General features: G+C 58.8%; 12 protein-coding genes and 1 pseudogene. 6 read left to right on the top strand and 7 right to left on the bottom strand.

All coding sequences use genetic code 11. The annotated features are described in order from the left end of the window. On the top strand, nt 1-324 hold a 324-nt coding region (locus PHV01_RS06210), incomplete at its 5' end, for an aminotransferase class III-fold pyridoxal phosphate-dependent enzyme (protein WP_337290284.1). Between the two features lie 139 nt (nt 325-463). Continuing rightward, a complete protein-coding gene (locus PHV01_RS06205) occupies nt 464-2,089 on the top strand; it encodes a thiamine pyrophosphate-binding protein (RefSeq protein ID WP_337290283.1) in 1,626 nt (541 codons plus the stop codon). 53 nt (nt 2,090-2,142) lie between these two features. On the opposite strand, the gene PHV01_RS06200 is transcribed toward PHV01_RS06205, so the two are convergent. Then, the gene (locus tag PHV01_RS06200; protein ID WP_337290282.1) at nt 2,143-2,784 is read right to left on the bottom strand and encodes a hypothetical protein; all 642 of its coding nucleotides are present in this window, start codon (nt 2,782-2,784) and stop codon (nt 2,143-2,145) included. A gap of 18 nt (nt 2,785-2,802) precedes the next feature. Beyond that, nucleotides 2,803-4,599 carry a DUF542 domain-containing protein gene (locus tag PHV01_RS06195; RefSeq protein WP_337290281.1) on the bottom strand — a complete coding sequence of 599 codons (1,797 nt, stop codon included), beginning with the start codon at nt 4,597-4,599 and terminating at the stop codon, nt 2,803-2,805. 634 nt (nt 4,600-5,233) lie between these two features. On the opposite strand from PHV01_RS06195, the gene PHV01_RS06190 reads away from it, so the two are divergent. After that, nucleotides 5,234-5,452, top strand: coding sequence for a hypothetical protein (locus tag PHV01_RS06190; RefSeq protein ID WP_337290280.1), 219 nt, complete (start codon nt 5,234-5,236; stop codon nt 5,450-5,452). A 936-nt stretch (nt 5,453-6,388) separates the two neighbouring features. Then, nucleotides 6,389-6,490, top strand: a pseudogene (locus tag PHV01_RS06185) (DNA recombination/repair protein RecA); the annotation flags it as partial. Between the two features lie 390 nt (nt 6,491-6,880). Here PHV01_RS06185 and PHV01_RS06180 read toward each other — a convergent pair. From PHV01_RS06180 to PHV01_RS06160, 5 genes are all read right to left on the bottom strand, one after another. Next, complete coding sequence (locus PHV01_RS06180) at nt 6,881-7,351, bottom strand: hypothetical protein (protein WP_337290279.1); 471 nt, start codon at nt 7,349-7,351, stop codon at nt 6,881-6,883. A gap of 97 nt (nt 7,352-7,448) precedes the next feature. Continuing rightward, nucleotides 7,449-8,921 carry a hypothetical protein gene (locus PHV01_RS06175; RefSeq protein ID WP_337290278.1) on the bottom strand — a complete coding sequence of 491 codons (1,473 nt, stop codon included), beginning with the start codon at nt 8,919-8,921 and terminating at the stop codon, nt 7,449-7,451. A 48-nt stretch (nt 8,922-8,969) separates the two neighbouring features. Further along, nucleotides 8,970-10,244, bottom strand: a complete 1,275-nt coding sequence (locus tag PHV01_RS06170; protein ID WP_337290277.1) for an NAD(P)/FAD-dependent oxidoreductase — start codon at nt 10,242-10,244, stop codon at nt 8,970-8,972. Beyond that, nucleotides 10,244-10,606 carry a DUF488 domain-containing protein gene (locus PHV01_RS06165; protein WP_337290276.1) on the bottom strand — a complete coding sequence of 121 codons (363 nt, stop codon included), beginning with the start codon at nt 10,604-10,606 and terminating at the stop codon, nt 10,244-10,246. The genes PHV01_RS06170 and PHV01_RS06165 overlap by 1 nt, the downstream gene beginning before the upstream one ends. Nucleotides 10,607-10,820: 214 nt before the next feature. Next, on the bottom strand, nt 10,821-11,420 hold the full coding sequence (locus PHV01_RS06160; protein WP_337290275.1) for a peroxiredoxin: 600 nt from the start codon (nt 11,418-11,420) through the stop codon (nt 10,821-10,823). A gap of 437 nt (nt 11,421-11,857) precedes the next feature. On the opposite strand from PHV01_RS06160, the gene PHV01_RS06155 reads away from it, so the two are divergent. Together PHV01_RS06155 and PHV01_RS06150 are read left to right on the top strand one after the other, a co-directional pair. Further along, nucleotides 11,858-12,835: a PQQ-dependent catabolism-associated beta-propeller protein gene (locus tag PHV01_RS06155; RefSeq protein ID WP_337290274.1), complete on the top strand. Its 978-nt coding sequence runs from the start codon at nt 11,858-11,860 to the stop codon at nt 12,833-12,835. Between the two features lie 26 nt (nt 12,836-12,861). Then, complete coding sequence (locus PHV01_RS06150; RefSeq protein WP_337290287.1) at nt 12,862-13,137, top strand: DUF4242 domain-containing protein; 276 nt, start codon at nt 12,862-12,864, stop codon at nt 13,135-13,137. Nucleotides 13,138-13,198: the final 61 nt, after the last annotated feature.

The following is a 13,198-nucleotide window of genomic DNA, read 5'->3' as shown; positions in this document are numbered from 1 at the left end:
GCCGGTGCGGTCTTGCGGTTTATCATGAAGGAAGATCTGCCGGGCAACGCGGTACGGGTGGGAAGCTACTTCCGGGAGCGGCTCCTGGGCTTGCAAGAGGAGTGGGATATTGTGAAGGAGGTTCGGGGCCGCGGCCTGCTCCTGGCGATGGAGTTCACCAGGCCGGTAGCCTTGGCGATGGCCAAGGCCTGCTGCGAGCGGGGCCTGCTGCTGAACCCGATCCCACCTCAGACAATCCGGTTCATGCCCCCACTGATTATCAGCCAGCAGGATGTGGACCAGGCCATTATGATCCTGGATGCCGCCATCAGGCAGATCAAGTAGGTGGCGACCCTTCCCGAGGCGCCTCGTGAAGGCAACAGGATGGGTTCTACCCCTCTTAAAGATTACCTCGAAAGCCCCCCACCCGTCCTCTCCCCATCTGAGGAGGAGAAGACGAGGGTGGAGGTAATGGAGGTGCGGGATGACTGGCGCAGAGACGGTAGCCGAATGCCTTAAAGCTCAAGGGGTTGAGCTGCTGTTCGGCATACGTGGCCTGCATATTACCGCTGTGGCAGATGCCGTCAAGCGACGAGGCATTCGATTTATCGAGGTGCGTCATGAGCAATCTGCGGCGTTCATGGCGGACGCCTATGCGCGGGTCACCGGCAAAGTCGGGATTGTGCTGGCCGGGACAGGGGCTGGCGCTGCCGCCACCATGGTCGGGATACAGGAAGCCTATTGCAGTTCCTCACCGGTATTGCTTATCGTCAGTCAGATCGAGCAAGCGCATCTGCAGCGTGGATGGGGCGACCTTCATGAGGTCAAGAACCAGCATCGTCTGATTTCGAATGTGACAGAGGCCTGCTATGACGTGACGGCACCCGCAGACATTCCTCAAAGCCTCCAGACGATCTTCTCCAGGATGGAAAACGAACGACCGCGACCTTATGGCCTCGAGGTTCCGGTGGATGTCCTGAACGCGAAGCTTGATACCCCATTCGCGTATCAGCCTGTTGCGCGCACGCCAACCCTTCCAGACGCACAGAAGCTGGCAGAAGCAGTCGAGCGGATCGCCAGGGCAAGGAGGCCTGTCATCTATGCCGGGGGTGGCGCGATCACCTCAGGGGCGGGCCAAGCGATTGAACGACTGGCTGAGCGGCTCAACGCCCCAGTGCTCACCAGCATCAAAGGGAAAGGGGTGCTCTCGGAGGCTCATGACCTATCCCTTGGAAATCTGGGGACGGAGGGACCCGTTCAGCCGTTACTCGAACAGGCCGATCTTGCCATCGTGGTCGGCACACGGTTCAGTAACCGATCGACCGGCAGATGGTCCTTGAGACTCCCGCCGCAATGGGTCAGGATTGATATAGACGCGCAACAGTTCGCCAAGACCCATCCGGACATTCAAGGTCACCATGTCGTTGAGCTGGCGGGAGATGCTCGCATAACCTTAGAGCGTATTCTTGGAGAGCTTGACAAACAGTCGTCATGCCCACAAGGCTTCGAGCGGTCAGAGGTTATCAGGGTCAAAAGGCAGACCCTGGAAAGCGTGAAAGTGAAATACCCGGCCGAGGTGAAGCTGCTCAATGATATCAGGCATGTGATGAAACGCGACGCCATTGTGGCTAACGATTCCACTGTTGCAACCTATTGGATGCGTCGGTACTTCGAGGTCTTCGAACCCAGGACATTCCTTTGGGCGATGGGGAGCGGGACGATCGGGTTCGGGCTGCCGTCCGCCATCGGCGCCAAGCTCGCCAAGCCTGATCGTCAGGTCCTGGCGCTGTGCGGCGACGGTGGGTTTCTCTTTTCGTGTCAGGAGTTGGCCACCGCGGTCAAATACCGGGTCGCTATTGTCGTCTTACTCTTTAACGACCATGCCTTTGGTATTGTGGACTACGGCCAACGGAAAGAAGGGCATCTGTTTGGCGACGAGGCGCTCGTGAACCCGGACTTCATCGCCTTGGCGAGGTCGTTTGGAGCCGACGCGGAGCGGGTCGATTCGCTTGAGCAGATCAGTAAGGTCGTTGAGAAGGCGCTCACGCGAAACCGGCTGACGGTCATCGAGGTCCCGGTCGCCTTACGCCCTCCGCCTGACCTGTCCTGAGGGAGCGGGCACGATGATCCCCGCAGTCCACTGATCTTTCGTTCCCTTAGTCATTACTCGGCAGCCTGTATGCGAACGACGCGTGCGTCGGCCTCGAGGATATCTTCTACGCGCCCATTCCAGAGGCTGCGGAAACGAGCGACAGAAGCGGCATCACCGCTCGAGAGCGCTGGACCGATAGCGGCGGAAAGTTCTTTGGGTGTCGGCACTACGTTCGGCTCGTATGACACATGGACGGAACGCCCCGTATCCAGACGCGCAAAGTCGAACTCGCAGTGGCGCAGATCATCGCTTCGAAAGATGAAGAGGTCGCGCCGGCGAAAGCGCCCGCCCCCCAACCCCCCAAACCCGGTCTCAGACGCGGCGCCGATGACCAGATTCACCAGTTGCGCGATCGGCCCATACCCGAAATCCGTCGGTCCGCCGTAGGCTGTGACCTGCACGTTGCCGCGGACGGCCGGCTCATCACCATACAGGGCTTTCAGCCCATGCCGCAAGACGAGGTATGCGCCCGCCACAGTCGGACACATATGGCCTGCCGCCTTGACCAGCTCTTCAAAGCCGACCGCGATCGGTTCTTCAGGACCGACCAGTCCCAGAAATTCGAGAAAGGGGTCGCGGACCATAATCGGTTCGGGACGTACTCGCAACGAGAGTGTGAACTGTTCACGTGGCTTTGGCTTGTCCATGCTCATAACGGTTGTATCCTCCTTTTACGCTTCACGCGATATCGCCGCCAGCTTGTACAATTCGGCCAGCAGCGGCTCAAGTTCTATGTTATGAATCCGACACGCCTGTCGCAGGGTCACAGTGGGGGCCATCGCCTTACGCATCTCCGGGTTCTGGAGCGGGCGTAAACCGCGGCTGACGAGCAGTTCGAGGGCGCCTGGGATGGTGAGGAGGTCGGCAACAAGGTTGTCTGCCGTCGGTTCTCCTCCCGTCGGTACGGATGCCGAGGCCGGCGGCTGCACGCGCATGGTCATGAACACGTTGACAGCAAAAGCGGCAAACGCTCCCACGCCCAGCGGACCGGAGATAGAGATATACGCCCACGCTTCGGACAGGCCGGCCACCTCGACCAGCACCTCGAGGCCGCGCGCCACCACAGCCGCATTGAGCAGATAGAAGGTCACGTCTCGCCACCCCGTGCTCCACAGCGGCGTACCGACAAATACCGGGACGAGGCGCGCGGCGACGCCGACGATGATCTGTGTCAGAAAGCCGAGGGTGAACGCATGGCGGCCGAAGTCCAGAACCAGCGCTGGCGTTGAGCTACCCGCGAGTGCCGCCACGGCACTCCAAGCGGGTGTACACACGAGCGCGACAAGCAACCAGGCATAGGCGGACACCATAAACTTTTCGTAGCCGCGGTCGCCCACTGTAGGCCGATTCTCCCATGGCCCGAAGATACCAAGTCGCAGGAGGAACGCCCCCACCGCGAGCCCCAGCATTGCCCCGGCAAGCGCGCGTGCGATTGGAAGCAGTGCCCACGTTTCAATGACAGCCACGCTTACCCAGGCCAACACCGCCAATTGATAGCAGGCGAACAGTACGCTGCTCGTGCGTTGAGAAAGCGGTGGCAGGCCCAGAAAGACCGGCACGATGCGTAAACTCATACCGAGGATCCACGAGGCGCCAAAACCCCACAGTGCCGTTTCCCACACCGCCGGTTGGAGCGAACCAATGCCGGATGCCGTGACGACGGCCAACGCGGCCGCAATCACCAGCCATGCGCAGCCGGTGCGCAGATAACGCTCGAATCGCTCGGGTGTCGGCGCGCCGGCAGCCAGGCTGTGATGCACGACCCATCCGAAGCTGGATGCCGCCGCAAGCAGCGCAAGAGCCCCCATGAGCCGTATTGGTCCAACTGCTGGCGGCCCGGCGAGTATGCCGAGGGTGATCGCCAATACGCCACCTGCCTGGAGCCAGAACGACGCTGAGGCCACGCCCGGCGCAGCAAGCGGCGCTCCCTTGAAGCGCGGTATCACATGGTAAGCCACACCCATGACGAACAAGGCGGCGAAGCCGAAGACTTGTGCGTATCCGTGCGCCACTTTGGCGGAGTCCGTCGGCAGCCCGCCGATGAAGCTCCAGGGAAGCGTCAACGTGGCAAGCGTCAGTGCGCCGAGCGTGCTACCGAAGGTGAGCGCGAAAAGTAGGCTGGCAGTAAAGAACCGGACGTAGCGCGTCGGCCGTGGCGCTGCGGGGACTGTGACAGCAGCGCGTGGCAGCGGCGCAGACGGCGCCGCTGCCTCACAGGCGGGTGCGGCACAACGATCCGTAGGTGCTGTCGCAACGGCAACGGACCGCTCACGCGGCTCATTATCTCCGTTTAAGGCCGCGAGCAATTTATCAAGATCGATACCGCGTACGTGTGCGGCCTCGGCGAGCGTGGCGCTGCCTCCGCAGCATGTGTCGATCCCGTGCGCATTCAGGACCCGGCTGAGGGCCGGATCGGCATGCACGACATCGTCAACCGTCGTTGCGCTTGTGAACTGGTGTGCGGCCATTTAGCGGCTCATCGTACAGAATCTGTGCAATGATTGGGTGAACACCGTCTATAACAGTACCTATCTTATCGCCGGTCTCGCGGCAATGATAGTCTGCCTGGTGTCGGTATTCGAGGTCATCGCCTTACTACAAGTCCTTTTGGCGATACAGCCATCGTCGACTGGCGCTTCGAATAACTTAGGAAGCTAGAAGCATCAGGGGGCATGTCGGCGATATATCAGGTCAATCGAGGGGCCTGGGAGCCCAGGTGGGGCCACCGTGCCAAGGGGACGTGCCAGCCTGCCTTAATAAAAACATACACCAGGAGCAGTAGGGGATGTCAAGGGAAACTTGGAGAAACGGCCATCTGGACTTGTTACTGACAGTAAGAACCCTACTGCTGCGAGCGATTCATCGGGTGTAATAGTTCGGTGAAGATGTAGAAGTCGAGTTGTAGACTAGCCGTGAGAACAGGACTGATCTGAGACGTAGGAAGGAGAACATGCGCGAGGGTCCGGATTGAACCTTCTAAGGCAGGCGTGTTGGGTAGACAAAAAACAGCGACTGGTTAGCTATCAAGGCCGTATCTAACTCGCCGTATTTGTCTACCCCACCCCCTTTAGAAAGGAGTAGCGGTATCAATGTGTCCGGCTGGTGGAGAGTACGTGGGGTAGTAAAGCCATTGGGAGCCTCGCCGGCAACGAGATTGAGGATATGATGTCAGTACTGGGCCGCGCCTGCCCGTGGAACGTCGAACTGCAAAAGTTCGCCGATGAGCTCCGCGCGCCGATCGCCGTCTACCACTCCCCCCGGGGGATGAACGAGCCGAACACGATTGTGTATCGGCTATTCTCCTACACCGACCTGCATTGACGCGGGTAGCCCTCGACTAATCACGAGGGAATAGTTACCCTAGTCGCCGTGACCACGACCGAAACTGACTTGCAGGTCCACCTCCACTCGATGCCAGCGCTAATCCGAGCAGCGTGAATGTCACCCCGAGGAAGCGGCCCGGTCGGAGTCAGACTTGGGCCGCTTCCTCGGGCCATGACATTACCAGATTCATCCGAGGTAACTACAGACTTGAGGCGGTTATCGTGTTACAACCTTACTCCAATCTTCGAGTGTCCTGCGGTAGGCTGCCGCAATCGGGTCGTTGAACTGTCTATTTCCCAGGGACTGATCGGCGTTGTTCCTACTGAAAGAAGCAACTGTAGTCATTGCGGGTTGTAAGGCAGTCCGTACCTGGGTCTGCGACGGCAAGGCGTCGCGCTGTGACGCCTGAGGGACTGCGAAGGCACTCGTCATGAACGTCAGAGTACCCAGAAGGGCTATTGCTGCGCCGAACCATACCTTGTTGTTGTACACCATGGCCTCAATCTCCTTTCGTTTACGATAATGTTACGCATGTAAAACGCTTCCCTTACTATCTCCTCTTCATGGGCTCGAGCTGGCTCGTGGCATGGGCTAAGAACCAGGTACTCAAACTGCACTCGATTGTCCGCCAAGTCCTAAGACTCCCACCTCCTTCCTTGTAAGTCACCCTTGAGCTTGCACATAGGGTGCTAACGCGCGACTCACTCAGTATGGTTGGGCCCTCTCGCCCCGAATGCGCCTGCAGTGAGGGCTAGCGAGGGGCATACCGCCAGCAAGGACGCTTGCGCTGTCCTCGTGGTGAGTCCGTAAGCGGATACAATGGATATCGTCAATTTCCTTAACAACTTTAAGATCAATTTGACCGGTACCGCCAACAGCCGATCCGACCAGGCTACGTGGCTATTCTTCCTCGTAGCGGCGGAGAAGCACATCAGGGGCTGTATCATTGAGATCTTCGGGCTGGAGTCTTCCGAAAAGACGACATTAACCCTGCGCATTAACGCCGAGGCGCAGCGGGTGGGTGGGCCAGGGAGCGGGCGACGTTCTTCTAACCGACCAGATCGGCAGAAATCTCCCGACTGACGTGGGCGCCGGAACTTGTGTGGGGCTAGGCCGAAAGGTTAGCCAACAGATACATCAAGTGCAGGGCCTGACTGTGTATGCCTTACTGATTCTGAAGCTACTTAATGACCTTAGCGTGAGAATATTTCTCAGAGTGCAACCCGGCGACCGCAGTGACATAGGGAAGCGCTTGTCCCGCCCCTCCCGCGTCCAGGCCGTGGTCGACGATCCAGATATCAGGTAGTTCAAGACCGCTGCAGACGGCGCTCATTGGGACAACTTGCCGACCTGAGTCAGCTCGGGTCTCTTGCCGCCAGCCGATCTCTAATCCGAAAATAGATGATCGGGGCGACGACGGCAGGATTAGCGGACTTCGTCGAGCCGATACGTGGCATGACAGGCCACGCAGTTGCCGGTCAGCTTCGCCAGCCCACGGAGAAGCTCGGCGTGGCTGCCACCGGCTTTCATCTGGTCGGCAAGCATATCGAACCCCATGTGGGTTTGCATGCCTAGTTTCAGGAACGGTTGAGGCAGCAGTTTCTCGATCTGTGGATCAACGTCGACGGCTACCGCCATGCCCGACGCGCGGGCCGCCTGCTCCGCCGCAGGGAGATCATTGGCCGTTAGGCCTTGCACGATGCCGCCTACAGACACGAGCATCAGGCGCATCTCGGCAAGAATCATATCTCGCTGGGCCGGGGCGAGGACCAGTCGTTGTCGCGTGTCGGTTGAGGGTTTGTGGGGTTCAACGGCAGCGGAGTGACCGAGGAACCCGATGGCGATCATTCCCACCACGCCCACGCAGATTCCAATCAACGTGCCCTTCATTCTCATGATGACCTCCTTTCCACTCTTCCTGTTTCGTGTGATCCCACATTCTTAGTCACCAGGTAGAGCCGCTCCACATCACCGATGATGTCCGATTCAGTGCTCACGATAGCCCTCCGCCTTCAGGACGCTGTCCGGATTGGGGGTAGCCGATGGGTGTTGTCCAGTGGCGTCCTGAGAGCTGTTTCATCGGGGCGTCCGCCGTCTGCCGCAAATTCGTCGCCAGGCACAGGACGGCCCCCCACCCAAATACTCCCGAAATTGCAAAGATCGTTTGAGCAAGTAGGTCGCCCACTGGAAGCAGATCGAATAACCAGGACGGCAGAAGTAAAGGCGCCACGCGACACACCGCTGCCGTACTGCCCAACCAAAAGGTGGCATCGACTAATGCAGTACTGGCTACCCGTTTCCTCTTGATGAAGCCGGGCAGCATCCGGACGGACGCACCGAAAATGAGGTGAGTGATGAAGCCAAGCAGATACATATGGCGGATCGCATCCGCGCCGATCGGGATCGAATAGCCGAGCAAGATGGCCGCACCGCACAGGAGTTCGACCAACGCGGCGAGAACGAGCCACGTATAGGCGGCATAGACCAGACGTTCGAACCGGCCGAACTCTCCATAATCCGGCAGGCCCGGTCGCGTAGGCGGGCGGTCCGGTCCAGCGTCAAGAAAGCGGGCATGACGACCAAGGGGACGGCGGCGAGTGAGCAGATCCAGTTGCCACACGAACCAGAGGATGACGCCCCCCTTCAGTAGCATTCCCAGGGCGACAACCCGCCTGGTGACATCCGGCGCGAACCCCGCCAGGGAGGGCATCGCGGGGATTACTTGCAGACACACGGCCAGCAGATACATACATCCAATCCCATAGACCGGCCAATCCGGAGCCGGCAAGGCCAAGTACAGCGGAAAGAGGCGAACCGAGAGGGCGAAGGCGACAGGCAGAAGCACGAGACTCATAAAGGTGGTAATAGCAAACTCATTCCAGGCAGTATTCACGGTCATAGTGCCGCTCAGCGCCATATGAAGCACCAAGAATAGATTGAGACCCGCATAGAAGACCCAGCCGACCGCCATCATGCCGAAATACGGCTTGACCGCGCTCAACGCCGGAAGCCGTTTGGTCTTATCGCTCCCGCGCATGGTCTCAATCAGGAGTAACACGTACAGGACGATCGCGCTGCCCTCCAGGACCCCCGAGGCAACGACCAGCCAACTGAGGGGAACGAAGATCGGACTACCCTCGAGAGAGGCAAGGACCGTCCCTCCGACCGCCCGGAGCAGAAGCCCCGGAATCATCAACCATAGGATCTGGTTCATCCGTTCAGGGTGAGGAATGGGGAAGCTGGCCAGCCGGGGAATGAAATGAAGGCTGATGCCCATGATAAATACTCCTACCCATCCGATGAGTTGCAGATGGCCGTGCGTTTGGATAAGAGCGTAGAAGCCCTGTCCCGCGGGAAAGCCGTAGCCGATCATCACGGCCAGGTAGGCGCCGAGCGCAAATCCCCCGATGATCGCTGTTGTCAGCGATGTCCAGATAAAGCCAGAGCGGAACTCGGCATATCGCATTAGCTTGCGTCTTGGGCACAAAGTCCTTCCACCGTCGTGGTGACTCATCTACAGGGAGACGTGAGATATCCTGTTGCTTCCGCCCGTAATCAGTCGCGCAGAGCGGTGCCAGGTTACGTACGCCCACGCCCACTCGAATAACACAATGAAACGATTTCGAAAGCCGATGAGAAAAAAGATGTGAATGAATATCCAGGCAATCCAGGCCAGGAAGCCAGACAGCTTAACCGTCCCGAAATTCGCGACGGCCGCTGCCCGCCCGATGGTGGCCAGGGTTCCCCTGTCCACGTAGCGAAATGCTTCGCTGGGCAGTCCTCGACACCTCCGCAGGATGTTGAGGGCCGCGTGGCGCCCCTGTTGAATCGCAACAGGGGCCAAGCCCGGCAACAGGCAGCCTCCTTGGTGAACAAATGCAGCCAGATCGCCGATCACAAACACTTCTGGATGGCCGGGAATGCTCAGATCCGGTTCCACCAGAACCCGGCCTGCGCGATCAAGCGGCACCCTGAGCGATCGAGCCAAAGGTGAAGCTGCGACCCCCGCGGCCCAGAGCACCGTTGCGGCAGGGATGTATTCGTCGCCGATCACAACGGCATTCGGCTGGATCGTCGTCACCGGGGAATTCTTCCGTACGTCCACGCTGAGTCTTTTCAGTGATGCCTCGGCTTTGGTGGAAAGATCTTCGGGAAATGACGGAAGAACCCGCGGTCCGGCTTCAATCAGAATGATGCGCGCGTCCTGTGGATTGATCGCGCGAAAATCTCCCACCATCACCTGACATGCAATCTCGCCGATCGCTCCTGCCAGTTCCACACCAGTCGGCCCACCGCCCACAATGACAAACGTGAGTAAGGCTCGCCGCCTGACCTCATCCATTTCGCGCTCAGCCTTTTCAAAGGCGAGCAGAATGCGGCGTCTGATTTCCAGCGCGTCATCCACGCCCTTCAGCCCCGGCGCGTAGATCTCCCACTCAGGATGCCCAAAGTAAGAATGACATGCGCCTGCTGCCAGAATCAGATAATCGTAGCCGGTCTCGCCGTCCTGCAGGATTACCTTGCGGGCGTTGACATCGATTGAAGTCGCCTCCGCCAGAAATACCCTCGTATTTTTCTGTCTGTTCAAGACACTGCGTATGGGATAGGCGATGTCGGCAGGAGAGAGGCCTGCAGTCGCGACCTGATACAATAGGGGCTGAAAGAGGTGATAATTTCGCCGATCGATCACCGTGATCCGGACATCTGCATCTTTGAGAGACCGCGCAGCATAAAGGCCCCCGAACCCAGCGCCGACGATCACCACATGAGGGCGATCGTGTATGTTCATCACCTTCCCCTGGCCGCCAGCCGTTTTTCCACATACTCCTTCAGGGCTACGGCATTGTTGTGCTGAGTGTCCCTGGCACTATAGAGCAGGGTGACGTTGCCCTGTCGCGCTACGTCCACAATGGGCAGCCAGACGTCGGGCTTACTGTTCAACTCGGCGAAGTAGCGGCGCCGGAATTCATTCCACTTCCCGGGGTCATGAGCGAACCAGAGGCGCAAGGCATCACTGGGGGCCACCTCCTTCACCCACTGATCAACTCGTAGATCTTCCTTCTTTATTCCTCGAGGCCAGAGTCGGTCCACAAGAAAACGGGTCCCATCGTCCGGCGTCGGTGGTTCGTAGACACGCTTGACCTGGATCATCACCGCATGTTCCTTCAACCGGGTTCCCTCAGATTTCTTGACTGCAGCCGTAAGGATGAATGAGATGCTTTCGCGTAAACAGGAAGTTGGAAGCGTCAGGTGAGGTCAAGGAAAACGTGGGGTCGTAAGGGCGCACTGAAACGATCTAAGGGGTGGTCGGTGCAGGCGGCAACTACACAACCTGCAGGACACGACCACCCCGATTATCGCTCCGCTACAGCTTCTGCGCCTCGTTGGCCAGATAGCTCGCAACCCCTTCAGCGGTAGGCCGCATCCCCTTGGCTCCATTCGTCCACCCGGCCGGACAGACCTCTCCATGCGTCTCGGTGAACTGGAGCGCGTCCACCATGCGAAGCATCTCATCCACATTGCGTCCGAGCGGCAGATTGTTGACCACCTGGTGCTGGACAGTGCCGTTTTTGTCGATCAGGAAGGAGCCGCGCAGGGTCACTCCGCCCGGCAGCAGTACGTCGTATTCGCGGGCGATGTCTTTGGTGAGATCGGCCACCAGCGGATAGCCTACCGGACCGATGCCGCCCTTGTTGACAGGGGTGCCGCGCCAGGCGGCATGGGTGAAATGCGAATCCACGGAGCAACCGATCACCTGCACGCCGCGCTTGTTGAACTCGGCCACGCGGTGGTTAAAGGCGATAATCTCTGAGGGGCAGACGAAGGTGAAGTCGAGGGGATAGAAGAACAACACGACATACTTGCCCCAATAGTCGGATAGCCGAAAGTTCTCCTTAAAGCTGCCATCCGGCATCACAGCGGTTGCAGTAAAATTAGGTGCATGCTTGCCTACGAGTACGCTCATCACTCCTCCATGTGTGTGTGGGTTGATTCCAGGGTATCGATACAATAGTGAATTATAGTCGTGGTCGTGTCCTGCTGGCAACATAGAAGTGTCGGACTTACGCCTGAATTGTCCTACTGACTCAACCGGACAGGGAAGCCAAACGTAGTGGCTATCCCGGAAGGATCTGCCCAAACTGGCCAGACGCTGTCTTTGTGGCCACGCACGAGGTCGCAGTGGCGACTCGGCAGCTCGCCGGGGGACGATTGGAACTGCTGACCCAGATGGCGCAGAAGGCGTTTTGACCCATGCAGTTTACTGACCTGCCTTCGTGGTGGACATCCCGCCGATTGTGTGATAGGAAATTCTCGTATTGCCGCAATAATATAAGGGCGCGGCTTGCTGCGTCCGTTTTGGGCAGGATAAACTCACGATTCTTTACAGGATAAGGGGAATACATGATGCGAGACGGAGGGTACCAGGGCAGATGGGCTCTTGTGGTCATGCTTCTGTTGTGGGTTGCTCATATCTCGTCGGCCGCTTCGGCTGAGTCGATAGCCTATGCGACGAATGAAAAATCCGATGACGTCTCGGTCATCGACACCACAACCAATTCAGTTGTGCGAACGATCGCCGTAGGCAAACGACCGAGAGGAGTGGCGATTTCGCCGGACCGACGTCACGTATATATTGCCAACGGTAATTCCGACGACATCAGTGTCATCGATTCCGAGACCGGTAAGGTCGTGGAAACGTGGCCCGCTGGGGTGGACCCCGAGGGGGTAGCGCTCAGTCCTGACGGTGCCCGTCTGTACGCCGTGAACGAGAACGGCGGAACGGTCACGGTGATCAACACCAAGACGGGCACGGTGATGGCCACCATTGAGGTTCAGACCGAACCCGAATCGATTGCCCTCAGCCCTGATGGTCGCCTCGCCTACGTCTCGAATGAGACCTCGAGCACCCTGTCGGCGATCGATACCTCGGCCCTCAAAGTGGTGGCAACCATCCCTGTCGCAAAGAACCCGCGGGGTATTGCCTTCAGTCCGGACGGGAAGTTGGCCTACGTAGCGAGCGAACAGGCCGAGCCCGGCGTCCTCTCGGTGATCGATGTGGCCAGGCGCAAGGTAGTGAAGACTATTCCTGTCGGCGAACGGCCGGTTGGGGTCGTCGTAACGCGGGACGGCCGCCGTCTCTATGTGGCGCATGGACGGACCAATGCCGTCTATGTAATCGATGCCCGAACCCTGACCATCACCAAGAAGATTCCTGTTGGACAGCGGGCTTGGTATCTGGCCTTTACACCGGACGAGCGGCGCCTATACGTCGCCTGCGGCCGCAGCGATGCGGTGTCGGTGATCGACGTCGCAACCGAGAAGGTGATCGCCACCGTCCCCGTTGGAAAGATGCCGTTCGCCGTTGCCATCCAACAATAACGGACTTACCTCAAGGGAGATGTATGATGCCAAAGTATCTGATCGAGCGTGACATCCCCAGGGCGGGCAAGCTTTCGCCTCAGGAGCTTCAGACTATCTCGCAGAAGTCGTGCGGTGTGCTCGGCAAGCTTGGGCCGCAGATTCAGTGGGTCCACAGCTACGTGACCGATGAGAAGGTCTACTGTGTCTACATCGCGCCGAACGTCGATATGGTTCTGGAGCACGCCCGCCAAGGTGGCTTCCCGGCAAACCGTGTGTCGGAGATCAGGTCGGTGATCGATCCTACAACCGCCGAAGGATGAGGCTGTCAGCGTTCAGCGGTCTATCAGTCTATCACGCGCAATCATTGGTTCGCCACCGACT

It is taken from the genome of Candidatus Methylomirabilis sp. (assembly GCF_028716865.1).
GTDB lineage: Bacteria > Methylomirabilota > Methylomirabilia > Methylomirabilales > Methylomirabilaceae > Methylomirabilis.
Note: the sequence above shows the minus strand (reverse complement) of the source record. Positions and strands in the feature narration are given on the sequence as shown.